Origin of the sequence: Streptomyces sp. NPDC020917, assembly GCF_044333795.1 — a bacterium.
Classification (GTDB): Bacteria; Actinomycetota; Actinomycetes; order Streptomycetales; family Streptomycetaceae; genus Actinacidiphila.
The window spans coordinates 581,973-606,717 of record NZ_JBIRRR010000002.1 but is presented as its reverse complement, the minus strand read 5'-3'; the positions used below and the strand labels follow the sequence as shown (position 1 = coordinate 606,717).

20 protein-coding genes, 1 tRNA gene, 2 pseudogenes and 1 riboswitch are annotated in these 24,745 nt (G+C 70.6%); of the genes and pseudogenes, 14 read left to right on the top strand and 9 right to left on the bottom strand.

Going from position 1 to position 24,745, the window contains the following annotated elements:
• Positions 1 to 2 precede the first annotated feature (2 nt).
• On the top strand, positions 3 to 1,352 hold the full coding sequence (locus ACH4TG_RS06790; protein ID WP_398241066.1) for an ArsA family ATPase: 1,350 nt from the start codon (positions 3 to 5) through the stop codon (positions 1,350 to 1,352).
• On the opposite strand, the gene ACH4TG_RS06785 is transcribed toward ACH4TG_RS06790, so the two are convergent.
• Positions 1,334 to 1,666, bottom strand: coding sequence for a WhiB family transcriptional regulator (locus ACH4TG_RS06785; protein ID WP_398241065.1), 333 nt, complete (start codon positions 1,664 to 1,666; stop codon positions 1,334 to 1,336). The two genes, ACH4TG_RS06790 and ACH4TG_RS06785, sit on opposite strands and share 19 nt — an antisense overlap.
• A 387-nt stretch (positions 1,667 to 2,053) precedes the next feature.
• On the opposite strand from ACH4TG_RS06785, the gene ACH4TG_RS06780 reads away from it, so the two are divergent.
• Complete coding sequence (locus ACH4TG_RS06780; RefSeq protein ID WP_398241064.1) at positions 2,054 to 4,357, top strand: transglycosylase domain-containing protein; 2,304 nt, start codon at positions 2,054 to 2,056, stop codon at positions 4,355 to 4,357.
• 226 nt (positions 4,358 to 4,583) lie between these two features.
• Here ACH4TG_RS06780 and ACH4TG_RS06775 read toward each other — a convergent pair whose 3' ends face one another.
• The gene (locus ACH4TG_RS06775; protein ID WP_398241063.1) at positions 4,584 to 5,042 is read right to left on the bottom strand and encodes a GatB/YqeY domain-containing protein; all 459 of its coding nucleotides are present in this window, start codon (positions 5,040 to 5,042) and stop codon (positions 4,584 to 4,586) included.
• Positions 5,043 to 5,109: 67 nt separating this feature from the next.
• Here ACH4TG_RS06775 and ACH4TG_RS06770 point away from each other — a divergent pair, with 67 nt between their 5' ends.
• Positions 5,110 to 6,033: a metallophosphoesterase gene (locus tag ACH4TG_RS06770; RefSeq protein ID WP_398241062.1), complete on the top strand. Its 924-nt coding sequence runs from the start codon at positions 5,110 to 5,112 to the stop codon at positions 6,031 to 6,033.
• A 307-nt stretch (positions 6,034 to 6,340) separates the two neighbouring features.
• A tRNA-Pro gene (locus ACH4TG_RS06765) sits at positions 6,341 to 6,414 on the top strand.
• A gap of 270 nt (positions 6,415 to 6,684) precedes the next feature.
• Here ACH4TG_RS06765 and ACH4TG_RS06760 read toward each other — a convergent pair.
• Positions 6,685 to 6,900: pseudogene (locus ACH4TG_RS06760) on the bottom strand (tyrosine-type recombinase/integrase); the annotation flags it as partial.
• Between the two features lie 195 nt (positions 6,901 to 7,095).
• Here ACH4TG_RS06760 and ACH4TG_RS06755 point away from each other — a divergent pair.
• Both ACH4TG_RS06755 and ACH4TG_RS06750 read left to right on the top strand, forming a co-directional pair.
• A pseudogene (locus ACH4TG_RS06755) lies at positions 7,096 to 7,308 on the top strand (hypothetical protein); the annotation flags it as partial.
• 181 nt (positions 7,309 to 7,489) lie between these two features.
• Positions 7,490 to 8,158, top strand: coding sequence for a hypothetical protein (locus ACH4TG_RS06750; RefSeq protein ID WP_398241061.1), 669 nt, complete (start codon positions 7,490 to 7,492; stop codon positions 8,156 to 8,158).
• Between the two features lie 792 nt (positions 8,159 to 8,950).
• Here ACH4TG_RS06750 and ACH4TG_RS06745 read toward each other — a convergent pair.
• The 6 genes from ACH4TG_RS06745 to ACH4TG_RS06720 form a co-directional block, all read right to left on the bottom strand.
• Positions 8,951 to 9,571 (bottom strand): XF1762 family protein, encoded by a 621-nt coding sequence (locus tag ACH4TG_RS06745; RefSeq protein ID WP_398241060.1) that lies wholly within the window; start codon positions 9,569 to 9,571, stop codon positions 8,951 to 8,953.
• Between the two features lie 12 nt (positions 9,572 to 9,583).
• On the bottom strand, positions 9,584 to 10,207 hold the full coding sequence (locus ACH4TG_RS06740) for a hypothetical protein (RefSeq protein WP_398241059.1): 624 nt from the start codon (positions 10,205 to 10,207) through the stop codon (positions 9,584 to 9,586).
• A gap of 441 nt (positions 10,208 to 10,648) precedes the next feature.
• A complete protein-coding gene (locus tag ACH4TG_RS06735; protein ID WP_398241058.1) occupies positions 10,649 to 11,902 on the bottom strand; it encodes a TIGR02679 family protein in 1,254 nt (417 codons plus the stop codon).
• Complete coding sequence (locus ACH4TG_RS06730; protein ID WP_398241057.1) at positions 11,899 to 16,059, bottom strand: TIGR02680 family protein; 4,161 nt, start codon at positions 16,057 to 16,059, stop codon at positions 11,899 to 11,901. Before ACH4TG_RS06730 ends, ACH4TG_RS06735 begins: the two co-directional genes overlap by 4 nt.
• Positions 16,056 to 17,363, bottom strand: coding sequence for a TIGR02678 family protein (locus tag ACH4TG_RS06725; protein WP_398241056.1), 1,308 nt, complete (start codon positions 17,361 to 17,363; stop codon positions 16,056 to 16,058). The genes ACH4TG_RS06730 and ACH4TG_RS06725 overlap by 4 nt, the downstream gene beginning before the upstream one ends.
• On the bottom strand, positions 17,360 to 18,889 hold the full coding sequence (locus ACH4TG_RS06720; protein WP_398241202.1) for a TIGR02677 family protein: 1,530 nt from the start codon (positions 18,887 to 18,889) through the stop codon (positions 17,360 to 17,362). The genes ACH4TG_RS06725 and ACH4TG_RS06720 overlap by 4 nt, the downstream gene beginning before the upstream one ends.
• 238 nt (positions 18,890 to 19,127) lie before the next feature.
• Here ACH4TG_RS06720 and ACH4TG_RS06715 point away from each other — a divergent pair, with 238 nt between their 5' ends.
• The 8 genes from ACH4TG_RS06715 to ACH4TG_RS06680 all read left to right on the top strand — a co-directional run bounded on the left by ACH4TG_RS06715 (position 19,128) and on the right by ACH4TG_RS06680 (position 24,722).
• Positions 19,128 to 19,415, top strand: a complete 288-nt coding sequence (locus ACH4TG_RS06715) for a hypothetical protein (RefSeq protein WP_398241055.1) — start codon at positions 19,128 to 19,130, stop codon at positions 19,413 to 19,415.
• A complete protein-coding gene (locus tag ACH4TG_RS06710; protein WP_398241054.1) occupies positions 19,412 to 19,810 on the top strand; it encodes a PIN domain-containing protein in 399 nt (132 codons plus the stop codon). The genes ACH4TG_RS06715 and ACH4TG_RS06710 overlap by 4 nt, the downstream gene beginning before the upstream one ends.
• 354 nt (positions 19,811 to 20,164) lie before the next feature.
• Positions 20,165 to 20,247: riboswitch (Fluoride riboswitch) on the top strand.
• 156 nt (positions 20,248 to 20,403) lie between these two features.
• Positions 20,404 to 20,607 (top strand): DUF2180 family protein, encoded by a 204-nt coding sequence (locus ACH4TG_RS06705; RefSeq protein ID WP_398241053.1) that lies wholly within the window; start codon positions 20,404 to 20,406, stop codon positions 20,605 to 20,607.
• 123 nt (positions 20,608 to 20,730) lie between these two features.
• A complete protein-coding gene (locus ACH4TG_RS06700; protein WP_398241052.1) occupies positions 20,731 to 21,630 on the top strand; it encodes a hypothetical protein in 900 nt (299 codons plus the stop codon).
• Between the two features lie 253 nt (positions 21,631 to 21,883).
• Positions 21,884 to 22,066, top strand: coding sequence for a hypothetical protein (locus tag ACH4TG_RS06695; protein ID WP_398241051.1), 183 nt, complete (start codon positions 21,884 to 21,886; stop codon positions 22,064 to 22,066).
• A 358-nt stretch (positions 22,067 to 22,424) separates the two neighbouring features.
• On the top strand, positions 22,425 to 23,060 hold the full coding sequence (locus ACH4TG_RS06690; protein ID WP_398241050.1) for a hypothetical protein: 636 nt from the start codon (positions 22,425 to 22,427) through the stop codon (positions 23,058 to 23,060).
• 45 nt (positions 23,061 to 23,105) lie between these two features.
• Positions 23,106 to 23,309 carry a hypothetical protein gene (locus ACH4TG_RS06685; protein ID WP_398241049.1) on the top strand — a complete coding sequence of 68 codons (204 nt, stop codon included), beginning with the start codon at positions 23,106 to 23,108 and terminating at the stop codon, positions 23,307 to 23,309.
• 270 nt (positions 23,310 to 23,579) lie between these two features.
• Complete coding sequence (locus ACH4TG_RS06680) at positions 23,580 to 24,722, top strand: hypothetical protein (RefSeq protein WP_398241048.1); 1,143 nt, start codon at positions 23,580 to 23,582, stop codon at positions 24,720 to 24,722.
• Positions 24,723 to 24,745 lie beyond the last annotated feature (23 nt).

Genomic DNA, 24,745 nt, shown 5'->3' with positions numbered 1-24,745 from the left:
GGATGAGCCTGGAGAGCCCGGTGCTGGACATCGATCCGCTGCTGGACGACCCCAAGACCCGGATCATCGTGTGCTGCGGTTCCGGCGGTGTGGGCAAGACCACCACCGCCGCGGCCCTGGGCGTGCGCGCCGCCGAGCGCGGCCGCACCGCCGTGGTCCTCACCATCGACCCGGCCCGGCGGCTGGCGCAGTCGATGGGCCTGACCGAACTCGACAACACCCCGCGTGAGGTGGCCGGAATTGATCGGTCGGCCGGCGGCTCGCTGCACGCGATGATGCTCGACATGAAACGGACGTTCGACGAGGTCGTCGTCCAGCACTCGGATCCCGAGCGGGCCAGGGCGATCCTGGAGAACCCCTTCTACCAGTCGCTGTCGGCCGGATTCGCGGGCACGCAGGAGTACATGGCGATGGAGAAGCTGGGCCAGCTGCGCGCCCAGGACGCCTGGGACCTGATCATCGTGGACACCCCGCCGAGCCGCAGCGCGCTGGACTTCCTGGACGCGCCCAAGCGCCTCGGGTCGTTCCTGGACGGCAAGTTCATCAAGCTGCTGATGGCGCCGGCGAAGGTCGGCGGCCGGGCGGGTGTGAAGTTCCTCAACATCGGGATGTCGATGATGACCGGCACCCTGAGCAAGGTGATGGGTGCGGGGCTGCTGCGGGACGTGCAGACCTTCGTCGCCGCCATGGACACGATGTTCGGCGGCTTCCGCACCAGGGCGGACGCCACGTACCGGCTGCTGCAGGCGCCGGGGACCGCGTTCCTGGTGGTCGCGGCGCCGGAGCGGGACGCGCTGCGCGAGGCGGCGTACTTCGTGGAGCGGCTCGCCGAGGAGGACATGCCGCTGGCCGGGCTGGTGCTCAACCGGGTGCACGGCAGCGGCGCGGACCGGCTCACGGCCGAGCGGGCGCTGGCCGCGGCGGAGGCACTGGAAGAGAACGCGGAGAACGCCGAGGGCGCCGAGTTCACAGACGGCACAGGGAGCGCAGAGGACCCGGGGAGCGCAGGAGGCTCGGAGGGCGCAGAAGGCGCAGCAGGGGCTCGTGATGACGCCGCGCCAGAAAATCTTGCGCCGGGTGGCATGGGGGGGCACGCGGCGGGGAAGGCTGATTCAGGTGCCGCGGAAGGCGCCCCCGACCGTACGGAACGCCTCACCGCCGGACTTCTGCGCCTGCACGCCGAACGCATGCAGGTGGTCGCGCGTGAACGACGCACGCGCGACCGCTTCGTGTCAGTGCACCCCGAAGTGGCGATGGTGGACGTGACCGCCCTGCCGGGCGACGTGCACGACCTGGAGGGCTTGCGGGCGATCGGCCTGCGACTGTCCGGGGGTCAGCCCGCAGCCGCGTAGTCCGCCTCGTCATCGAGCGGCAGCAGGCCGGTGCTGCGCTCGTACTCGGTACGAGCGGTCTCCAGCAGCCTGCGCCATGAGGTGACGGTGGGGCGGCGGCGCAGCAGCGCGCGGCGCTCCCGTTCGGTCATACCTCCCCACACACCGAACTCGACCCGGTTGTCGAGCGCGTCCGCCAGGCACTCGGTCCGCACCGGGCATCCGGTGCACACCGCCTTGGCCCGGTTCTGGGCCGCGCCCTGGACGAACAGCTCGTCCGGATCAGTCGTCCTGCACGCAGCCTGCGTGCTCCAGTCGGTTACCCAGCTGCTCATGCTGGCGCCGTCCTCTCCCGAATCGAGGCTCCCCCACGGCGGCAAGCGGCATATTCACCGTTGCCAGTTGAGGACGTTACGGAAGGTAGGCGCGGCGCAACAGCCCTTTCAGGCCCAATCTTGCATGGCCCGAATGGACTATGCGTGCCCGGGAGATCACCCACCGGAGTGAGCGCCGGCGAAACCGGTCATATCGGGGCGAAGCGCTGAAGCAGCATCCGCCAGGGGCCCAAGACCCCAGTCATATGCCGAAATTCGGGCAGTTCTCATCACTCACAAGAGTGACGACGTGAGACAGGTGCACGCACGACGATCGCGCCCTGTCTGTTACAGAGTAGGCGAACAGATGGGCGCACGTCCGCGGATTCGCAACGTAGGCTGCTCTGCATGGCTCACAAGCGTGTCGGCGGGGGGCTGTCAACGGCCCAGCAGGTCGCCAAGTTCCTCGGTGTCAGCGTGCTGGCCGGTGTCGTGCTCGCAGGAATCGCCCTGCCCGCCGCCGGCGCACTCGGCCTGTCCGCGAAGGGCACGGCCTCGGGTTTCGCCGATCTGCCGGGTGAGCTGAAGGCCCCGCCGCTGAGCCAGGCGTCGAAGATCCTGGACGCCAACGGCGGGCTGATCGCCACCGTCTACTCCCGTGACCGCACGGTGGTGCCGATCACCCAGATGAGCCCGAACATCCTCAACGCCATCGTGGCCATCGAGGACTCGCGCTACTACCAGCACGGCGCCCTCGACCTGAAGGGCATCCTGCGCGCCCTGAGCCACAACGGCTCCGGCGGCAGCACCCAGGGCGCCTCCACGCTCACCCAGCAGTACGTGAAGAACGTGTTCGTGGAGGAGGCCGGCGACGACCCGACGAAGGTCGCCCAGGCCACCCAGCAGACCGTGGGCCGCAAGATCAAGGAGATGAAGTACGCGATCCAGGTCGAGAAGGAGCTCGGCAAGCAGAAGATCCTGGAGAACTACCTCAACATCACCTTCTTCGGCGAGCAGGCGTACGGCATCGAGGCCGCCTCCCAGCGCTACTTCAGCAAGCACGCCAAGGACCTGTCGCTGACCGAGGCCGCGCTGCTGGCCGGCATGGTGCAGTCGCCGAGCCGCTACGACCCGGTCAACGACGAGCAGGAGGCGCTCAAGCGCCGCAACACCGTGCTCGCGCGCATGGCGCAGCTCAAGGACATCACCGAGGCGCAGGCCGCCGCCGAAGAGAAGAAGCCGCTGGGCCTGAAGATCAGCTCGCCGAAGAACGGCTGCATCACCGCCGTCAACGGCTCCGGCTTCTTCTGCGACTACGTGCGCGAGACGTTCCTGCAGAACGCCGCCTTCGGCAAGACGAAGGAGGACCGCGCCAAGCTCTGGAACACCGGCGGTCTGACGATCAAGACCACCCTGGACCCGAACGCGCAGGCCGGCGTGCTGCAGGGCATCAGCAAGCACGTCAACAAGAGTGACAAGGTCGCCGCCGCGGTCGCCCTGGTGGAACCGGGCACCGGCAAGATCGTCGCGATGGGCCAGAGCCGGCCGTACGGCTTCGGCAAGGACGAGACGCAGATCAACTACTCGGTCAACGCCAACATGGGCGGCGGCCAGGGCTTCCAGAACGGTTCGACGTTCAAGCCGATCACCGCGGCGGCCGCGCTGGAGGCGGGCTACAAGCCGGCCCAGTCCGAGGCGTCGCCGAACAAGATGGTCTACCCGGACGTCACCACCTGCAGCGGCGCCACCCTGCACAGCACGGTCGAGACCGGGAACGAGGACCCTTCCGAGAAGGGCCCGTACATGATGCCCGAGGCGCTGAAGAAGTCGATCAACACCTACTTCCTCCAGCTGGAGAGCCAGGTCGGCCTCTGCCCGATCGTGAACATGGCGTCCAAGCTCGGCCTGGTCCGCGCCGACGGCAAGCCGATGAACCAGATCCAGTCCCTGACGCTGGGCACCAACGAGGTCTCGCCGCTGAACGTGGCCGCCGCGTACGCGGCCTTCGCCAACCGCGGCACCTACTGCACCCCGGTCGCCGTCCAGTCGGTCACCACCAACACCGGCAAGAGCCTGTCGGTGCCCAAGTCGATCTGCTCGCAGGCGATGTCGCAGACCACCGCCGACACCATCAACACCATGCTCAAGGGCGTCGTCGACGACGGTACGGGCGCCGCGGCCAACCTGGACGACGGCCGTGACACCGCCGGTAAGACCGGTACCACCGACGACCGCTGGGCCGCCTGGTTCGCCGGCTACACCCCGAACATGGCCGCCGCGGTGTGGATGGGCGACCCGCGCCACGTGCAGCAGATGAAGCAGGTCACCATCGGCGGCAAGTACTACGACAAGGTGTACGGCGCCGACGGTCCCGCGCCGATCTGGAAGGACGCGGTCGCCGCGTCGCTGCAGAACAAGCCGGTGATGACCTTCGTCACCGTGCCGCTGAACCTGCCCGCGACCAACCAGCCGCAGGACCCGAACAACCCGAACAACCCGACCGACGGCAAGCACCGCGGCAAGCACGGCGGCGGCCCCGGCGGCGTCACGGTGATGGGCGCCACCGGCGGGCTGATCGCCGGCAGCACCACGGGCGGCACCGGCGGCGGGACGACCGGGGGGACCACCGGGACATCCGGCGGTACCTCGGGGGTGCCGAACCCGTTCCCGACGCTGCTGCCCTCGGGCGGCGGGGGGCCGGCGACGCCGTAGCCGGGCGGACCGGCGCCGGTGACCGGACACGAGTAAGGGGTGCCCCACCTGGTGGGGCACCCCTTACGTCTTGGTGCGGCTTAGTGCTGCTTGGTGCGGTGCTGCTTCGTTCGGCAGGGTGCTGCTTGGTGCGGTGCTGCTTCGTTCGGCAGGGTGCTGCTTCGTTCGGCAGAGCGCTGCTTGGTGCGGCGTGCTCCGCCCTCGGGCGAGGGCGGCCGGGCCGGGCTCAGCCCGCGAGCTGCTTCTTCACCTCGGCGGCGACCCGGCCGCCCTCCGCCAGGCCGGCGACCTTCGGGTTGACCACCTTCATCACGGCGCCCATGGCCCTCGGCCCCTCGGCGCCGGTCTCGGCGATGGCCGACCGCACGATCTCCACCAGCTCCTCGTCGGTGAGCTGCTTGGGCAGGTACTCCGAGAGCACCACGCCCTCGGCCCGCTCGCGCTCGGCCGACTCGGCCCGGCCGCCCTGCTCGAACGCCTCGGCCGCCTCACGCCGCTTCTTCGCCTCCCGGGTGATCACCTTGAGCACCTCGTCGTCGGAGAGCTGCCGGGCCGTGGTGCCCGCCACCTCCTCCTTGGTGATCGCCGAGAGCGTCAGCCGGAGGGTGGCCGAGCGCAGCTCGTCGCGGCTCTTGATCGCCGTGGTGAGGTCGTCCTGCAGTCGCTGCTTGAGCGTCGTGGTCATGAGCCGATTTTCGCACCCCCGGCAGGCGGATGCTCCGCAATAACGGGCTGTCTGACACGATGGACCCATGCGTGCGCGATACGGGGTACCCCTGGGAATGGTGGCAGCCGGCGCAGCCGGCCTGGCCTACGCGGCAGGCTTCGAAGCGCGGTCCTTCCGGCTGCGGCGCGTGGAGGTCCCGGTACTGCCCGAGGGCATGCGTCCGATCCGGATCCTGCAGGTCTCCGACATCCACATGGTCTCCGGCCAGACCAAGAAGCGCCGCTGGCTGCAGTCCCTGGCGGGGCTGCGCCCGGACCTGGTGGTGAACACCGGCGACAACCTCTCCGACCCCACCGCCGTACCCGAAGTCATCGACGCACTCGGCCCGTTGATGCAGTTCCCGGGCACGTACGTGTTCGGCTCGAACGACTACTACGGCCCCAAGTTCCGCAATCCCGGCCGGTACTTGGTGGAGAAGGCCCGCGGCCAGCACGGCCTCAACGGCAAGAGCCACAGCGCGCACGGCGTCATCCGCAACCCCTGGGGCGACCTGCGGGACGCGTTCGAGGCGGCCGGCTGGGTGGGCCTGAGCAACTCGCGTGGCCGCGTCAAACTCCCCCACGGCCAGGTGCTGGGCCTCACCGGCCTGGACGACCCGCACATCAAGCGGGACCGGTACGCGAAGGTGGCCGGCGGCCCCGAGACGGACACGGACTTCAACCTGGCCCTGGTCCACGCGCCCTACCTGCGGGTCCTGGACGCCTTCACCGCGGACCGCTACCCGCTGATCCTGGCCGGCCACACGCACGGCGGCCAGGTCTGCATCCCCTTCTACGGCGCCCTGGTCACCAACTGCGACCTGGACACCGACCGGGTGAAGGGCCTGTCCCGGCACACGGCCACCGGCTGGACGTCCTACCTCCACGTGTCCGCGGGCTGCGGGGCGAACCGCTACACCCCCATCCGTTTCGCGTGCCCGCCCGAGGCCACACTCCTCACCCTCACGTAGGGCTGCCGCCGGGCTCTCCGGGGGTGCCCGCGGCTCGTCGCCGGGGCGCAGCCGAGATTGCCGTGATCCACATCACTCCGGGGCCCCAGTCTGGACGCCACCCCGACTCGACGTCACACGTGACGGGCTACGCCCAGCCGACCCCGCGGCCCCACCACGGCCGCGGCCACTCCTTTCCCTGGCCCCAAACCCCCACAAACCCTCCGAGCGCCCCTCCTCCCGCCTCCGGCGGCCACCCCCACCCCCACCTCCCCAAAACCGGATTTCGTCTCCGGCCGCGGGTCCGCTAAAGTAATCGTCGTTGCACCGGGGTGTGGCGCAGCTTGGTAGCGCGCTTCGTTCGGGACGAAGAGGCCGTGGGTTCAAATCCCGCCACCCCGACTGGTGAAACTGCAGGTGAGGGGCGGTCTTCCGATTCGGAGGACCGCCCCTCACGGCGTTTCCGGGGGCCTTGGGAGAAAAATTGGGAGAAGGTCTTGGTCGGGGCCTCTCTTCTTCCACCCTCTGGCCTGGTCTTTCTCCCGATCTCAGGAGCGCGTCGAGCGCCGCGACCGGGGAGCCGGGGCTCATCTCCCGACGCACTTCGAGGGCTTCCTCCCACTGCTCGGTGAGCGCATCCATGAGCCGGGCACGCATGCGCGGGGTGACGTGGGAGTAGCGGGCCTGGACGGAGCCGTCCTCGTGACCGAGGCGTTCGTCCATGAGCTTGGGCGGGGTGCCGACCTCTTCCATGATCGTCCGATGGGTGTGCCGGAGGCCGTGGGGCGTCAGGCCCGGGGCGATCGGCAGCCAGCACGCCTCGGCCCGGCTGGCGGCGCCCCTGCCGCGGGCGGGGATTCCGGGCCACGGCTCGGCGAGCAGCGGCACGGGGTGAGCGTCGTACGGGGCCCGGGTGGGTGCTGTTGTACCTCGCCGTCGCAGCCGTGCGGAAGCGGATTCGCGTACGACTTCGCCCTGGTCGGGCGGTCGTCGCGGGACGGTAGCACGAAATCCCGGACACGCCTCGGGGCCACCGCGGGAAGTCCGTTGATCCCCCGGCGATCCACTCGGGATACTCACCCGATGACGAACGACGCGCAGCAGAGGACGTATGAAAGCTGGTGGGACGAGCCCTGGTACCGGGTCCGCACCGACAGGTTCGTGGCGTCCTTCCTGCCCAGCGTGGGCGAGGACTTGGACGGGGTGTGCAACGTCGACGTCGAGGTCCGCCTGACGGACGGCTCACGCTGGAGCGCAACCATGTTCACCGTCGCCGAAGTGCACCGACTGATGGAGAGTGATCGCCCCACGGCCGCCCGCTTGTAGCTCTGGACTTTCTGCACTCCGACGTCGGACGACAGGCCCTCCGCCCGGCTGGAGTTCCGATTCGACCGGAGGTCGCGGCGATCTTCCCGCGTGCGTTGACCTGCCACCTCCGATGACTGCCCGCGTCCGAGGATCAACACGAAGGCAGACGATGACCGATGCGACCGACCCCAGCGACGAGCGCACAGTCCAAGATGTGCTCGATTACCTGGTCACGCACTTGAACGGCGCCCTGCGCCGCCCAGGAATGTACGGCGGCGAGGTGGCGATCAGGCTCTACTTCGACGCGGTGGCGTTCGCGGACGCGGCCGAGCAGGCGTGGAAGCAGGAACTGAAGGACCTGCAAACCCGCCGAGCATCCTTCCCCACCGGCGTGCGCGGAGCCTTCCAGGATCTCTGGGGTGACGCACACGAGGGCGCCGTGGCCTCGGTCTACGCCGAGATCGCACACCGTCAGGGATGGCTGCGACGTGACCGGACCCTCACCTCGACCGAGCACGACGAGATCCGTCGCGTCAGCGAGACCTGGTGTCGCAAGGACCGTCTCCTCAGCGACGTCGTCACTGAGTTCGGCCCGCCCTCGGTCCTCTTCGGGGGGAACAACCCCCACTACCCCAAGACGCTGGCCTACGCGACCGGCCAACGCGACGACGCTCTGCTCTGCTTCCACCTCTGGAACGACTTCGCCCGCACTCCAGGGCAATCGTTGGCTTCCGTCCATGCCGAACCCGTCCTCTGGGCCTTCCGGAACGGTGGCGCCCTGTTCACGGACGGCTTCGTCTTCACCCCGGAGGGATCCGCGCGTCGGCGTGCGAGCTGACGTACGAGCCTGGGGGAACCGGGTTGCGAGGCAGGCAGAGCTGCGGTGAAATCTGGCGCACTGCACACCTGTGGCCCAGGCGGAGAGGGACCAGTTCGGACGGGCGGGCAGAGCCTTGCCGGCGGGCGGACCTGGTCGGGAGTCCCGCCGCCGCGGCGGTATGCGGGGTGGGGAAGAGGTGGGGATCGTGCGGTATCCGCGCGACGTGGGTCGTTGGCTGCCCAAGGGGGCGGCCATCGGTTTGTTGGCGCAGCCTGGACCTTGGCTGGTGTGGTGGGCCGAGGCCCCGCACCATCAGTCCCTCCGCCACGGCATGGCGCCAGGAAACGTAGCAGCGGATTTCAGGAGGTGGCAGGTTGCGTCTAGCCAATGTGGTCAGGGCTCTGCTCATGGCCGCATGGATCGACGCCGGGAACGCTTGGCAGAGCGGGATCCACCCGAGAGGACTGGTGATCGGCGGAGCCGGCGCCTTCGTCTTCGGTCTGCTGATGTTCGAAGGCTTCGATCGGTGGGACAGGCGTCGGACGGCAGGCAGGTCCGGCTCGCCCCCGCCGCTCCCCCCAGGTGTCCCAGGCTCCATACAGTCCGGCCAAGTTGAGCGCGGCGAGGCGAGCACGGATGGTTAGGGCCCGTCCTGCGGGTCTTGTGAATGTCGGGCAGTTGGTGATCTGGTCGCCGGATCAGCGAGCGAGCACGGATGGGCACGAGTCTGCATGCTGCAGAAGCAGAAAAGTCGCATATTGGCCCGGATCTCAATAGTGATCATGATCCCGGTCGCAGTCTTCGCATTCTTCAGCGGCCACCCATGGGTGGCGACCAGCTTCGCGGTCGCCATTCTGGGATTGACCACGCGTGCGAGAGGCGACTCCACGCCCTGATGTCCGCCGCGGGTGCGGCCGGGGTGGAGGAACAGCAGCCGGTCCGGCAGCACCCGCCACAACCAACCCTCCGGGGAGGCTCACGCCGGCCTCGCCGTTCGCGGGCGCGGGCGGTGAGGCGGCGAGTGCGTCGCGCACGAGCTGGTCGGTGGTGGCGGTGATCAGCCGGTGCGCGGGCGCAGCACGGCGGCGCCAAGTGCCATCCGGCCGAGCGCAAGCTCGCTCCGGACTCGCCGTGTTGGGTGTAGGTGATGATGCGCTCGTAGCCGGCGGCGCGGGCGGTGCGCCATGCCGCTCCGTACAGGCAGCCGCACGCGTTGGGCGTGCCATCGGTCGCAAGCCGGGTGACTTCCGCGGTCCACCCGGTGTCGAATGGCCGGACGACCGGGCGGCCGTGTCCGGCCTGTCCGGTTGGTGTCAGAGCGGCTGTAACACCCCGGAGTGTTGCAGCCCGTCGGCGAAGCCGCCCCTGGAGGGTCGCAGACGCCGCAGACGCCTTCCGATCAGCTCTCCGAGGCCGGGGACATGCGCGCACGCCGCTGACGGTTCAGCGGGTGCCCTCACGACGCTCCCGCATCCGCTGATCGTGCCCTTCGAAGTCCGGGGACCCTTCGTAGCCCGGCCGCTGCGTCATCCTGCCGAGCCACAGGTCACGTGGAACCCAGCGCTCGCACACCTCGTCGGGGTGAGGGACGCCCTCCATGGGGATGCGGTAGCGCAGCCGCGCCAGGCCCGGCTGCGGAGGGTCGACGTCCCGGACTGTGCGCCAGAGAAGCGGATCGTCGGGGTCGATCTCGCCGCGTGGGCAAAGTTCAAGAGTCCCCACGACCATCACGCTACCGCGCGGATAGCAGTACAGGGCCACCGCAGCCAGCGCATTCCACTCCACCAGTGCGGACCGCCCGCCGTCCGTCCACCAGAATCCGGTGGCGTCGAAGGCCAGCACCACGTTACGCCGACGCCAGCGCAGCACGAGGTTCACCAGAATGCCAACACAGAGAAGCCCGAAGACGGTGGAGAAAACCCACAGTACGGGGTCGTCCGCAGCACCCATCCCCATGGCCACCGACGCCGTGCCGGTCAGCCCTACCAGGGGCACCACGATCAGAAACCCCAGGAAGCGGCGCTTCCCGTACCGTATGACCGTGGCATCCTCTGACGGCGATCCCACTTTTCTTCGTCCCCCTCGCTCTGATCCGCACCGTCCGTTCGGCGGTCCCCGACAGACAGTCCCAGGCGTCCGCGCCCCCACATCGCACCGGATCTCCCTCACCCAGCTTGTCATTGACGTGATGACACGCACTCGGCGAAGCCGACCTTGGAGGGTCGCAGGCGCCGCAGGCGCCTTCCGATCAGCGCTCCGGCTGAGTGACTGACTGACTGACAATGGGCACAGACTTCCCCGTGCGCCCATGGAGACACTGACGGGCCATTCGCGCAGCTCAGCGCATGCGCCAGCCCGGCGCGCGGGAACCCCGGATTGCTTCGGGACGAAGAGTCCGTGGGGTCGCCGGTGCCTTGGGCGTCCCGAGTTGTCGGGGTCTCGGACCCGAAGACGCCGCCCGCATCCAGGCCGATCCAATCGGCTTCGCCCCGCCGTGCACCCGAGGCGTCAGAGGCGTGTTCCTCCCGTCCGGTGGCTCGGGGCGCCGGCCGCTGCCAGGTCGTCGAGGAGAAGGTCGGCGACCGTCTCCTCGAGCACGGCCGTGCCGTGCTCCGCCATCGCCTCGGTGAGGGCTGGGTCCCAGGGGGCGGTGGTCAGGCGTCCGGCTGCGGGGCCGTGGGCGGTTCGGGTGAGGGCGTCCCGGTAGTCGTCAGCCGTCATTCGCCAGGGGGCGGCGGGCGTCTTGTCCAGGACGTAGGCCGCGATGCGTATGCCTTCGCCGTCGAAATCGCCGTGGTAGCGCAGTGCGGCCCCGTGGTCGGCGAGGAGACGCAGGAGGTGGACGGCCGCGCTGTTGGGCCAGCCCGACGTACAGACGAGGGGTGGGCAGGCGGTGCCGAAGCGGCGCAGGGCGAGGGCCATCACGCTGGGGTTCTCCGTGATGTGTACCGGTCCCTCGCAGAGTCGGAGGTCACCCGGGTCCCGGAGTTGGGCGAGGGTGAGCGAGGCTGCGTGGCCGGCCTGGGCGCATGTGCTGGTGACCCGGCTCAGCAGCCCGTCGCCGACGAGGCCGAGGCCGGCGGCGAGAACGGTGCCGGACAGCTCATCGTCGGCGACACCGGCTCGGGCCCACATCCCCCGCCGCTGCTGCGCGTTGCCCGGCATGTCAGCCCCGTGCATGGCGGACAGCGCCCGCAGGACGAGCGAGGACAGGCGCGTCCCGTCGTCCAGCGCGTGCGAGTCCCCGCCCACCATTCGCGCGGCGAAGACGGGGAGGGGTTCCGCCTCAGCCGGGAGGGCCGCCAGTACGGTCAACGCGGACGACAGGAGATCCCGGGTGTGCGGCACCGAGCCGTCGATGAGCCCGCCGTTGCGGCACTGGGCGACCCATTCACCGAGGGCAGGTTGCGACCGTACCGTCTCGTGCCCCTCCAACCATGCCCACAGTTCGTCCCGCTCGTCCTTACGGCGCTGTCGCGCGGCGGCACGGTCGTCGAGGGGGCCCACGATGCCCGCGACGACGTCTCGGAGCGTACGGCCGCCGGCGTCGGCAACCGCCTCCTCCAGCCGTGCGAGCGCGACGGAAGGCCTCACGTCCGGCAGGCGGTCCAGCCCGAGCAGATCGGCGAGAGCGCCGCGCTGCTCGTCGTCCAACGGGCCGATACGCACGCGGCTGACGGGACGACCGGAGGACAGGCGCTCGTGCACGGCCTGCCACAGCGGCCGCAGGGCGGGGCATTCCAAGCCGGCAAGGTCGGTCATCCCGGGAATGCACCCGCTTCCTCCAGCGCACCCGGCCCGTCCGGCTCTTCCGCTTCCATCCCGGTGCCGTTCCATACGAAGCGCACGCTCGTGACTGCGTCATCGCCATCGTCGGCACCGGTGATCAGCTGGTGGACTGCGATACCGGAGAGCTCCCGGTACGTGCACCACTCGTGGTCCGAGGTGAGGATCAGGTCGAGGTCGAGCGCACTGAGCAGGGCGAACACCTGACCGCGGTTGGTGGTGTCGACGCCGACGAAGACCTCGTCCAGCAGGATGGGGCGGGGTGCGTCCGGTACGGCCTCGTAGTGGGACGCCACCGCGGCGAAGAGCGGAAGGTGCAGGGCGATCGCCTTCTCGCCGCCCGAGAGCGCTCCGTGCAGCTTTTTGGTGAGGAGCTGCCAGCCTGAACCGTTCGCGCGGTCGAGCTTGACCACGAACTGGTGCCAGGCGGTGTAGTCGAGGACTTCGGCGAGCTGCTCCTCCCAACTGGCTGCTGCGTCCTTGGCCTTGGCCTCTTCGATGCGGGCACGGAAGAAGGCGTGCAACGCCTCCCGGTCGGCGTCCGTGATCCTCGCGGGATCCTTGAGGAGGAGTTCGCGGGCGGTCCGGGTGCCTGCCGGGAGGTCAGGGTGGACCTGCCACACCAGTTGCACCGCGACCTTGGAGGCGGTGCGGACGTGCTCGAGGTGACCGTTCATGCGGTCGACGAGGTCGTTGGCCCCGCGAATGCGGGCGGCCAGGTGGCGTCGGGTGTCTCCGGTGAGGGTCTGGTCGAAGAGGCGCCGTTCAGCGACCGTGATGTCGTCCCGGCTGCTGTCGCGTTCCTGCGTGAGGGTCTTGAGCAGCCCTGCCGCACCGATCCGGACACCGTCCATGGAGGCGGTGAAGAGCTGCACGTCCTCGTCGGACTCCAGGTCGAGGTCGGCGCGGCGTCCGACGGAGTCCCGGGCTTTGTGGATCGCTTCGGAGAGCCGGTTCAAGGCATCGCCGAGATTGCGGGGCCCGTGCGGGAGATCCGGCCACTTCGCCGCCACCGACCGTGCCGCCTCCAGGGTGGCGCGAGTGCCGTCCTGCGCTGCCAGGTTGACGGCCAGCCCCGCGTCCTCTGCGAGGCCGAGGGCAGACAGGTGCCGGAATCGCCGCGCTGCCTCGTCCCTGGTACCCACGGCCTTGTCGCGCTCGCCGGCGTCCTGCGCTGTCTTCTCCTTCAGTCCCCCGATGAGCTGCGCCAGGCGGAGGAGTTCGGTGTCCTTCGCCTTGATCTCCTCGCGGGTGCGGTTGAGCTCTTGGCGATGTTCGCCGATACGGGCGGCGATGGCGCGGAAATCCTGCCCGACGGTGCTCTCCACTGCCTCCAAGGTCGCGGCGAGCTCCTGGGCCTCCGTCTCGGCGGCCTCGGCGTCGGCTGCGTGCTCCCGGGACGTCTCGAGTGAGCGGGCTGCCCGGCCGCTTTCCGAGGCTGCCCGCTCCGCAGCCGTCGTCGCGTGCAGGTGAGCGTCCATCCAGGCGTCGGCCGTGTCCCGGAAGACGTCCACTGCGGATGACAGCTTCCTCAGGTGATCCTGGCCGGTGGGGAGCAGGTGCTCGGCGACCAGCCGGCTGAGGGTGCGCAGGGACTTCGCGACCTCCGCCTCGCGGTCGGCCAGGACGCCGACCGCACCCCGTACGGCGTCGTCCCGGACCCCGACGCCTTCCTCTGCCCGGTCCCAGACTCGTCGCTTGGTGTCCAGGTCGCTGTATCGGGGGCGGACGGCGAGGTCGGCGTCCAACCGGGAGCGCCGATCACGCAGTTCACGCAGCTGCGCGTCGAGCGCCGCGATGGTGCCGTTCACTTCGGAGAGCTGCACGGTGAGTTCGGCGATACGGCGGTTCCTGGCCCTTTCCCGGGCGACAGAGCCGATGTGGGCCGGCTCCGGTTTGCTCCATGTGCCGGTGGCGGAGGCCAGCCGCCAGCTTCCGTCGGCGCCGACCGCCGCCATGTGCTCGGTAGGAAGATGCGAGCCGAAGGCGATGCCGGCCAGAAGCCGGTGCACGGTGTCGGCAGGTACCGCGACATCGGGTTCGGGACGCAGCACGTCCAGCAGCGACGCTCCTGGAGCCGGCACCGCCCACGCTGGGTCGGCCTGGGTGTCGTGGCCGGGTAGCGCAACGTCCCCGTAGGGGCTCACCCAGGCGTCCAGCAGGCCGGATGCCTCCAAAGCCGCCTCCACGCCCGATTGAACGCTGCCCGGAACGGCGTCGTGGAAAGCCAGGAGCCGCCACAACGGCGCTCCGATCATCGTGGAACGATCAGCGGTTCGGGTCGGCGGAGCCGCGGGAGGCAGGTCGGCTTCCCGGTGCAGAGTGTCGATGGCGGTCCCGAGCTCGGCACGCTCGGCCAGTGCGATTCCGCGAGCCGCCTCAGCCCGTGTCCGGGCCTCGGTGATGTCCTGGTCCACAGTGCGGACGCAGGACTCCACGACCGCCATCACATCGGCCTCGACCGCCGCACGGCAAGCCAGCTCCTCGACGTCATCGAAGCGCAGTTCGACGCATTCGGCGGCCCACTCCGTCAGCAGCTCCGCCTGCCGGACGAGACCTTCCTCGTAGACGTCGGCTGCCTCGTCGCGCCGTGTCACCGCCTCCGCCAGTCCGGTCCGGGCCTGGTCCAGTGCCCCCTCCGCGGTGGCTCGCTCACGCACGGTCTGCTCGTGTCGCTCGGCGGCGGCGACGACTTCCGCGATCTGTCCCTGCCGGGCCTTGACCGCGCCCCGTAGCAGCTGGCGGGGCGGCCGCATTCGCTCATGGGCCGCCGCGCCTGCTTCACCCGCGAGGCGTGAGGAGTCCGTGGTGGTGAGCGGGGCGTCAAGCATCGCCTCCGCCTCGCGGTGGACCGACTCCAGGCCGGCGTCACGACCCGCTCTCCCGGCGTCCTGGGAAGCGTCCTGCGCGTGGGCGGTGGCCGTTCGTGCGCTGTCGGCGGCGATGTCGGCGCGCTGCCGGTCCTCTTCGGCCAGTCGCAGCTTGTCGTCGGCCGTGGCTCGCTGGCCCCGAGCGTGGTCCACTGCGCGTCTGGTACGACGGTGGAGGTTGTCCAACTCCTGGCCCTGCCGGTACGCGTCGTGGTTCATCAGGCCCTCGACGGCCGCTTCCAACCCTCGGGTCCGCCGCTCGCACTCATCCCTCTGATCGGCGCTGGCCTGCTGCGCCTGCACGGCCCGTTCGTGCTGCTCATCGCTCTCCCGGGCAACGCGGGTGAGGTTGTCCATCTCAGTGGTCGCGGAGATCAGCGTGGCGGCGTGCGCACGCAACACCCGTTGGGCGTAGCCGCGTTGCTGGGTGGCGATGCTGCCGGCGGCCTCGACCTCGTTGTCCAGGTCCTTGAGGTGGTCGCGCTGGCGGTCCAGTCGTTCGAAACCCTCGGCGAGTTCGGAGATCTCTCCCTCGCCCAGCGGCGGCAGTGCCCGCGACAGAAGCGTGGACAGCAGGGACGGATCGAGCCGCTCGGAGAGTTTGGGCTGCCGCAGTTGAAGCAGGGCGGTGATCAGGGCCTCGTACCGCTGCTCGCTCATACCGGCGAAGAGCGTGCGGCGGACCGCCGTCCGGTAGGAGTCGGCTGAGGGATGGATCTCGCCATTGCCGTCCAGCGCGGCTGCGAGTGCCGCCTTGGTCAGTGGCTGGCCTGCTTCGTTGACCAGGAGAACGCCGTCGGGGCGGGCGATCCTCCGGTCGGTGGTGAAGTAGTCGGCGTGCGCGCCCGGGGTATGAGTGCTCGCCTGCAGACGCGCCCCGCATGTGAACCATCGGATGACGCCGTCGTCGGACGCGTGGCCGAACTCCATCCACACGTAGCCGACGCGTGTCTTGCCGGTCGCCCCCTCTCCCATGAGGTTCCAGTGCATGGTCCGCTCCGACCCGCCGAAGGTGGAGAGGCGATTGGGCCGCAGGTTGGCATCGAAGAGGAAGGGCAGCAGCAACTCCAGGGCCTTCGACTTGCCGGTGCCGTTCTGGCCGCGCAGCAGGAGACGCCCCTGGTGGAAGGTGAAGGTCTCGTCGTAGTAGCGCCAGATGTTGACGATGCCGGCGCGGTACGGCTGCCAGCGATGTCGTGCTGAGGGTACGTCCCGCTGCGCCGGGATTGCCGTGCTTCTCGTGGGCAGGTCCGTGACACTCACGGGGCAACCTCCTCGGCGGCGAGGGAGCCGGCCGCAGGTTCGGCAGTGTCACCACTACGGTCCTGGGCTTTCGTGGCGGTACCGGTGAGGCGATAGCGGAAGGCGGCCGGCCGCAGCACCGTGCGGTCGCCGACGTGGTTGGCGAGGCCGAAATCGCGCAGGACCGACACCGCGTCGTCGGCAAGTCTCTCGGCCCCGTCCACCGACTGGTACGCCTTGGCCCAGCGGGGAAACCTTCGCAGCAGCCCGGCGCCGATCTCGACGAGCTGTTCCGGTGTCGCCCCGCCCGGCACATCCTGGATCTGCTCCAGCAGGAGCAGCGCGGCGACCTTGGCGGTGGACGAGTCGTCCGGGAACTTGGCGTCGGTCGCGAGGGAGTCCGGGTCCGCCAGGAGGAACCCCTCCACCCGCTCCTCCAGGACGAAGCCCGCCTGCTCGACCGATCTGCGCAGGATCTGGCGTCCGGTCGGGGAGGCGACGTACGCCAGTTCATCGTCCGTGAGATCGTCGCGGTAGAGAACGGGGTCGTCGAAAAGGCGGCGCAGGACGGAGTGGCGCAGCCACAGATTGCGCTGTGTCTCGGAGACGGCCGCTGACTCGCTCAGGTCGTCGGCGATCGTTCCTCCGCCGTAACGGCGTTCCCGTACCAGCCCCGCCAGCAACTCCTCGTAGCGAAAGGGCACTTCGCCGGACGGAACCGAGAGTCGGGACGCCCCGATGGGTGCGGTCGGCAACCGCATGAGCAGCGTCGCGTCGACCCGGTAGAGCACCTTCGCGTCAGCCGACTCCACGAAGGACTCGGTCGCGCCGTCCAGCGCGGTCAACACACCGTAGGACTCCAGCAGCTTCAGTACGTCCGCGAATGCCATCCGCTCCGCGCGGCCGGCCGTGTCGAGCGACGGCAGCGCCGGATCGGCGGCGGTGGCCTGGACGACGCGGTCGGCGAGAAGGCCGATGGTCGTCACCGGCACCGCCAGCAACTCGGCTGCCGTGACGCACAGGAGCACGTACCGCCTGCGGTCGAACGGGGCACGGCCAGAGCGCAGGCGCCGGGCGGGGCGGGATCCGTCAGCCGTGGAGCGGATCTTGGCCAGCCGGGCGTACCCGCGCCGGGGTTCCACCACGAGGCTCCAGCCGCAGGTATAGTCGAACCACTTCGCCAGGGGCTCCTTGCGCCGCCGGACGACGTCGAAGCCCGCGGGGTCGGCACGTTCCGTGATCAGCGGCTGTGCCAGCAGTAGCCGGATCCCCCGGCTGACCTCTTCCCTTTCCGCGACCACCAGTTGGTTGGCGAGAGTGCTCATCCCGCGGCCTCCCGAAGTCCGGTCCGCCCGTACTGGGCCTCGGCGGCACCGGCGGCGGTGATACTCACCACGTGGTCCGGTCCGGTCAGAACGCCTTTGGACGTTCTGAGCCGGGCGGTCCGGCCGTCGTCGACCTCGATCAGGCTGATCTCCACCTGGCCGTCGGACGTGCCGGCCCGCCGGGTTCCCGAGGCGTCAGGGCGGGCGGACAGCGCCCGGCCGAGCAGGTCGAGCAGTCGCGCGAATGCGGCGTCGTCCAGCTCGCCGAAGTCGGAGAGCCGCACCGGACCTTCGGTCCTCAACGTGCTCCACGCACGCTGGAGTTCGGCTCTCTCCTGTCGTGCCTTGCGGGCCCGCCCGGCCTTGACCGACGCGACGTCACGCACCTTGCCCGTTCGGGTGAAGCGCTCCGTGCGCCCGCTCGTCCGCAGCAGCGCCGAGACCTCGACGGGAGGCGCGTCCGCCCACGTCCGGGAGGAGGGGACCAACTCCGGGTCTGGGTGCGCCAGGTGCGCATGGCGTGCCGACCCCAACCCGAAGGCCAGCGTCCACAGCCTGTGCAGATCCTCGTCCCCCGGGGCGTCTGCGAACCAGCGCGCCAGTTCCCTGAAGTCCTGCGCGGCGCTGGAGGAGCGCCGTCGCGACTCGGTGATCCGGTCGAGGACCTGGAGCAGCGAGACGATGGCGCGGCGAGCGACATCGTGGAGGCGGTCCACGCGTGGCCGCGCTCCGTCCTCGGGCAGGAACCAGGCCCGCAGCCCCGCCCAGCGCGCCCTGCGGCGCTCCAGCCACATCGGGCCGGCATCATCACCTGCGACCGGCGGAAGCTCAGCCCCGCGCAGGGCCCGCTCATGCAGGACAGCGACTCCGCGCTCTTCCACGCGGGCGATGGCCGAGGCGACACCGTGGCTGCGCTGCTCCAGGTTGACCAGGAACTCCTGGAGGTACGCCACAGTGGCGGCCTTCACCTCGCGGAAGACGTTGAGATCTGCTCCCTCGGCGCGCAACAGTCGCTGCAACTCGCCGTTGAACGCCTTCGTGTTGTCCAGCAGGGCCTCCAGGTGGCCCTCCAACTCCTGCAGGGTGCTGAAGATCCGGCGATCCGGCGACGTCGAATCTTTGAGCAGGATGTACAGCTCGTCCAGCCGATCGGTGATCGCCTCCAGGACAGCGGTCTGCAGCGCCCCCGTCGCCGTGAGCACCTCCAACGCGTGCTGGACCCCGGCCAGGGCTGCCTCTCCGCGCCGGGTCAGCGAGTACTGGAGGTTCCGCCGTTCGTACTCCTCCGCCGTGCGGTAGTTCTCCGCATGGTTCTGGACGACATCCAGCAGCCCCCACTCCCGGAGTGCCTTCAGCGCGCCGTGGAGATCTTCGTCGGATATCGCATCCAGCCAGCCCGCAGTGCGCAGCCGTCCCCGGATGTCGTCCAGTACGAGGGCGGTCTCCAAGCGCTCATTGGCCGCGCCGAAGGCACTCAGGATCGCCCCGTACAGGTCAGCTCGTTCCCCCGTGGCGAACCGGAACATCTCTGGTGGAACCCTGCGCACGTTCCCTTCCCTCCTCCGCCCGGAATCGCGGCATCCCCACGCCGCACACCACGGTAGGGGCACGCGCTGACAGCCGAGTCGGAAATGACGGACTCGACCGGGCCCACCTGCTGCACGAGCACGCCTCGCCTCCCCGGGGCTGGGATCGGCCAGCCGGATACGGGGCGCGTCTGCTCGCACTGGCAGACCTGACCCTGCGAGCGGTATGGTCGATGGTATGGCAACCAAGAAGTACACCGTGACGCTGCCTGAGGAGCTGGCCGAGGAGATCCGTTCCGAGGTCGGGCCCGGGGGCTTCAGCCGGTACGTCACGCAGGCCGTGGAGCGCCAGCGCGAGCGGGAGCGGCTCCATGAGGCCGTGGACTGGTGGGAGGGCGAGTACGGGGCCGTCACGGCGGAGGAGCTGGCCGAGGCGGAGGCCGAACGCAGGGAGATCGAGCGGTCCCACGCCGTACGCGAGGAGCGGGCGCGCAAGGCGGCCAATCCGCCCGGAGCTGCCGCGTGACCGACGGGCAGGTCTACCTGCTCGACAGCGAGGGTCTGTCCCAGTGGGTACGCGGCGATCGGCGGATGGGTGCGCGCATCAAGGACGCCGACCGCTCGGACATCCCCGTGGTCACGACCTCGATGACCCTCATCGAGGCATACCACGCCAAGCTTCACCGGCCGGCCTGGCGCTGGGCGCTGTCGCGGCTGCGTGTGGAGCCGGTGACCGAGCAGATCGCGAATGCCGCCATCGACCTCCTCCAGGACGCCGGGCTGCACGGCCACAAATACGCGATCGACGCCGCGCTGGCTGCCCTGGCCCTGCGGCAGCCCAGCCGGGTCACGATCTTCACGTCCGACGAGGACGACATGCGGAGACTCTGCGGCGACCGCGTCGCGCTCGTGAAGCTCTGACGCCGACTCCTCGGCCCCGCACCCGCGTCCAGGGTGATGGAACAGGTCAGGCCGCTGATTTCTGGTAGCCATATGGGAGCCGAACCACTCCCCGAGGCCCAGCGAAGCCGCCCCAGGCCCATTCAGCCCAACTCTCTGACCTGCGGGCAGCAGGTCAGGGGATGATCACGACCGACCCACGCCCTGACCTCTCGCAGTTTCCTCGCCCTCCCCCGCACTCCTCACGGCAACCGGCCCGATCCTCCCACCCCCGCCTCCGGGGCCGATCGGGGCCGTGGGGAATGGGCCACCAGGCGTATTGGGGGGGTGAGGGGCTGTGCGGCGCCTTGACCGCGTGCTGGCCTGGGAGTTCACTCACGTTCTGGCGATGGACCCCGCCAGGGACGGCGTAGCGCCGCCCCGAACCGCCCCTCCGGGCTGATGGCTCCTGACCACGTGTCAGCGACGTATGCCCTCCGGAGGTGCCCAGGACTCTTCCCGATCGAACCCACGCTTCCGCCGAGCGGCGGTGCCGCAATGCCGCAGCGCCGCCGGGACCCATGACCAGGGGCGACACCCTCTTGAGCGCCCCCTTCCCAGAACGGAGCTTCACCATGAACTGTTTCGACTGCGCTACCAGCGACCTCGCCACACCGGCGGTGGCGGTCTGCAGCGGCTGCGGCGCCGCCATGTGCGCCGAGCACGCGACGGCCTCACCCCGGTCCGTGCAGCGCCCGAACGGGCTGGGGCAGTCCCCCATGTCCCGCTCCGCCCGGCAGATCCACTGCCCCACGTGCGCCGACTCGCTGGTCGGCTGACCGCGCCCGGCAGGACACCCGCCTGACGGAAGGGCGCAGGTCCGCACCGCGGCCGACCGTGGCAACCGCGCACGGCCGGCCGCGGCCGCGCCCGCCACCCGAACCAGTGAGAGGAGACCGGCTGTGCGCATCGTCGATGCCAGGAGCGGGCTGCCCGGCGAGATCCGTCGTGCCCGGGGCGGGCTGCTGCGGGTGTGCGCCCACACCGCCCGCGGCGCCGGTCCGTCGAGTCTGGGCAACCTCCGCGCGCTGCTGGTGACCGACGTGCTGTTCCGCGTCGCCGAGCACGTGGACGGTCTCCAGGCGATGGTCGGGTACGCCGACGCCGACCTGCCCGAGAGCGACGTGAAGGAGCAGGCGGACGCCGCCCGCCGCCTCGGCATCCGTCCGCCCGACGTCCACGCGGACCCCGACGACCTCGGCGACGCGTTCGGCGGCCCCGTCCACGTCCATGTGGGCGCCGCGCGGGCCGGCGTCCCGGCGATGGGCAACGGCGGGTTGTACGTCGCCGCCGGTCCCGTGTCCGCACCCGCCTTCGCCGGCCGCCAGACCGACAGCCGTCATGCCCCCGAGCGTCGGGCTCCCGACCGCCCGGACGACGGCCGCCCGGACAACGGCGGCCCGAACAACGGCGGTCCGAACAACGGCGGCCGTGATCCGCTGGCCCTCCGCCTGGCCCTGCTTCAAGACCCGCACTCCGGCACCGCGCACCTCACCCCCGACACGCTCTCCCGCGCCGAGGCGCTGCTCGGCCGCTGGCGGGAGCGCGTCGCGGCCTGGGCGGATGCCGCCTCACGTCCGATGCACGCGGAGACCGTCCGTCGCGTTCACGACGCATGTCGCGAGGACCTGGACACCGCTGCCGTGCTGGCGGCACTTTCGCGTCTGGAGACCGAGACCGATGTGCCGGACGGCGCCAAGTTCGAGACGTTCGTGCACGCGGACCAGGTGCTCGGGCTGGAGCTTCCACGGGACATCGGGCGCGGGCCGTCCCCCGGCGCCCGGCCCGCAGGGTCCGGCTGAAAACCGGTCTCCCACCGTTCCGGTGAGCCCGGGGACGCGTTGAGCGAGCGGGCGATCCGCCCGATCGGCATCGCTCGGTCCGCCCGACAGCCGTGCGGCGCGGCCGCGTTGGGAGCATCCTTGGGGTCTGGTGTCCGTTCTCCTGCGGGCGGCGGGCGAGTTGGGACGGCAACCTGCGGCAGCAGGTGATCGTGGCCGTGCGCGGGTGCCGCGTAGTCCGGCACCGCTGGCTCAGGGGGTGGATGTGCGGCGCATGATGCTGAAGAACGCCGGTATCGGACTGGTGGGTTGGGCGGCGGCCGTACTCGGGCCGGTGGTGGTCCTCCGCCACGCGCCCGACCGGACGGTGGTGTCGGGCGGAGCGATGCTGTTCGTCGTGACCTCGATCAGCGGCACGCTGGGGGACCGACGGCGCGCCCGCAGGCGGGCCGGGTAGCCGCGTACGCGGACGGCACGATCAACGCCAGGGCCTGGGGGGATGGCGCGGTGCGCTGGGCGAACGTGGGCGGGGCCGCGCTGATGGGCGCGACCAACGTGGCCCCGGGTGGATGTACGGCGCGCACTGGCGCGGCATGGCGGCGGCACGGACAGCGGCGCGCCGGCGGCGGATCGCTGACCGCGGGTCGGCCGCACCGGCATTTCCACCGGAACCGCCGGCCACAAGTGCCGTTGATCGACACGCCGTTGGCCCGGGAAGATGGTGAGTCAGCGGGCGCGGTGGGCGCGTCGGCGTACCGGAACACTAGGAGCGGCACCCGGTGACAAGGGCTCGTTGCGCAGCTTCGTTCGTGGTCGTGGGCCTCGCACTCCTGGCGTCGGCGTGCAGCAGCGGTGACGGTGCGAAGCCGGATCCGTCCTCGACGTCCGTGACGTCGGCGACGACCACGCCCTCCGCCACGGCCGCCGCGCACCCCGTCGCGACGGACGCCTCCGACCTCCAGGCGTACTGCTATCAGCACGGCCCCGCCACCCTGCTCACGGGACAGCCCGCGTACCGGGGCAAGGGGCCGCATCCTGTCCTGCTCGCCACCAGCAACCCGACCCCTCTGTCCGCCAACCAGACCCCGCTCCCGTCGCCCGGCGAGACACCGACCGCCCCGGCGTACGACACGTACCACCCCGATCCGGCGAAGGCGCAGCTCGTCGCGTGCGTCGTCAACGAGGGCAAGGGCAAGCTGGTGACGACCTGCAACTACAGCAACGACTACGTCCGGTACTTCAGGCAGGGCCGGTACGACGTCACGGTGTACGAGGTGAGGACCGGCCGCCGGATCGGCACCACGAAGGTCGTGGGCGACGACCGGTACACGTGCTCGGCCCAGCAGATGTTCTTCCAGAGCGAGCCCAAGTCGAAGACGGAGTGGCTGGACCCGTCCCTTCCCGCGTTCCGCAAGGCTCTGTCCCCCTGGGTGAACGCGTCGAAGCCGTAGCGGCCGCTCCCCGCGCGCGCGAACCAGGCCGTCGAGGACGGCGGGGTGCTGCCGGAGGAGCCGGCCCCGCGGCTGACGGCCGGGCTTGCTGCCGCGCTCGCCGAGGTGCGGCGGGCCGGTCTGGTGCACCGCGACCTCAAGCCGGCGAACGTACTACTGGCCGACGACGGCCAGCGGCCCCCAGAACTTCCAGGCCGGCTGAGCGCCCGCGGCGGGCCGGGGCCCGCGCTGAAGGTACGGGCGCGCTGAGGGCGGGCCCCGCCCCTCGGCCATATCCGGCCACCGTGGCGTACCTCACGAAACTCCGACAAAAGGAACTAGCGCTTCCGCTTGGCCGTCCTTCCCCACGAGCACGATCAGGAAAGGCGGGCAGGTTCCGGGATGGGCGAGGCATGGGGCGGTGACCGGCGCCCGGCGGAAACGGGACGCACGGAGCACACGCAGGCTCACTCGGAGCACACGCAGGCTCCCTCGGAGCGCACGCAGGCTCCCTCCCGGGCGGGCGAGACGGCGACGCGGATGCTGCCCGCGCAGGAGCAGCACAGCCAGTACGGCCCATACGCCCCGTACGGCCGGCAGGAGCAGCACGAGCAGCAGGAGAAGTCCGACGGCGGGCGCCGCGCGGGCAGGCTCGACCTGAACGTTCCGCAGGTGGCCGGCAGCGCGGTCGCCGCGGTCGTGGCCGCCAAGCTCGCCTCGAACCTCGGCGTCTACGGCACCATCGCGGGCGCGGGCGTGGTCAGCGTCCTGGGCACCTGCGGCGGCACGATCCTCCAGCACTTCTTCCGCCGCACCGGCCGGCACATGCAGGAGGTCGCGGTCCAGGCCCGTCCCGGTGTCCGGCGAGTCCGGGAACGGAACCGGCCGGGGACGGACGCGGAGGGCGGCACGGCCGTCCGTACGGTGCTGCTTCCGGAGGCGGCGGCTACCGACGCCCGGCCGCTGACGGCCACGGCCCCGTTCACCGGCCCCCTCACCGGCGTCCGCGACGTGCCCGGCGCCGGCGGTGACACCGATCACGTCGATCACCTCGATCGCCTCGATCGCCTTGAGCACCCAGGCCAGGACGGCCTGACCAGCAAGGGCAGCCCGGCCGCCGGGAACACCGCGGCCGGTGCGGAGGCCGCGGACGGCTACGGCGAGCCCACCTCCTACCGGGCCCGCAGGCGCGGCGGCTGGAAGCGTCCGGCCGTGGCCGTCGCCCTCGCGTTCGGCCTGACGATGGCCGGGATCACCGGCTACGAGGCCGTCGCCGGCGAGAGCATCGGCGGCGGGCACGGCACGACCATCGGCAACGCCGTCACCGGCCACAGCTCGTCGCACTCCGGCGGCAGCGACCGTACGCCCGCGCCCGGCCCCACCGACACCCCGTCCGGGGGCGCCACCTCCAGCCCGTACGGCAGCGACGTCGGCGGGCGGCCCCGCCAGGACACCACGCCCTCGGCCACCCAGCCCACCGGCTCCCCCTCCACCGGAGCCGGATCGGGTACCGGAACCGAAACGGGGTCCGGAACGGGTGCGGGCGCCGGGAACGGCGACTCCGGCGGCAGCCACACCACGCCGACGCCGACGACCCCGCCGCCCACGTCCGCCTCCCCCTCACCGACCCCCACCCCGAGCGGCGGCAGCGGCAACGTCACCGACGGCGGTGTGACGCCGTAACCACCGGCGTCGGCCCGGTCCGG

What these genes read in the sequence shown, in the direction of transcription:
- ACH4TG_RS06790 (WP_398241066.1), top strand. Translation starts at nt 3, where the DNA reads ATGAGCCTGGAGAGCCCGGTGCTGGACATCGATCCGCTGCTGGACGAC.
- ACH4TG_RS06785 (WP_398241065.1), bottom strand. Translation starts at nt 1,666, where the DNA reads ATGAGCAGCTGGGTAACCGACTGGAGCACGCAGGCTGCGTGCAGGACG.
- ACH4TG_RS06780 (WP_398241064.1), top strand. Translation starts at nt 2,054, where the DNA reads ATGGCTCACAAGCGTGTCGGCGGGGGGCTGTCAACGGCCCAGCAGGTC.
- ACH4TG_RS06775 (WP_398241063.1), bottom strand. Translation starts at nt 5,042, where the DNA reads ATGACCACGACGCTCAAGCAGCGACTGCAGGACGACCTCACCACGGCG.
- ACH4TG_RS06770 (WP_398241062.1), top strand. Translation starts at nt 5,110, where the DNA reads ATGCGTGCGCGATACGGGGTACCCCTGGGAATGGTGGCAGCCGGCGCA.
- ACH4TG_RS06750 (WP_398241061.1), top strand. Translation starts at nt 7,490, where the DNA reads ATGACCGATGCGACCGACCCCAGCGACGAGCGCACAGTCCAAGATGTG.
- ACH4TG_RS06735 (WP_398241058.1), bottom strand. Translation starts at nt 11,902, where the DNA reads ATGACCGACCTTGCCGGCTTGGAATGCCCCGCCCTGCGGCCGCTGTGG.
- ACH4TG_RS06725 (WP_398241056.1), bottom strand. Translation starts at nt 17,363, where the DNA reads ATGAGCACTCTCGCCAACCAACTGGTGGTCGCGGAAAGGGAAGAGGTC.
- ACH4TG_RS06720 (WP_398241202.1), bottom strand. Translation starts at nt 18,889, where the DNA reads ATGTTCCGGTTCGCCACGGGGGAACGAGCTGACCTGTACGGGGCGATC.
- ACH4TG_RS06715 (WP_398241055.1), top strand. Translation starts at nt 19,128, where the DNA reads ATGGCAACCAAGAAGTACACCGTGACGCTGCCTGAGGAGCTGGCCGAG.
- ACH4TG_RS06705 (WP_398241053.1), top strand. Translation starts at nt 20,404, where the DNA reads ATGAACTGTTTCGACTGCGCTACCAGCGACCTCGCCACACCGGCGGTG.
- ACH4TG_RS06695 (WP_398241051.1), top strand. Translation starts at nt 21,884, where the DNA reads ATGATGCTGAAGAACGCCGGTATCGGACTGGTGGGTTGGGCGGCGGCC.
- ACH4TG_RS06680 (WP_398241048.1), top strand. Translation starts at nt 23,580, where the DNA reads ATGCTGCCCGCGCAGGAGCAGCACAGCCAGTACGGCCCATACGCCCCG.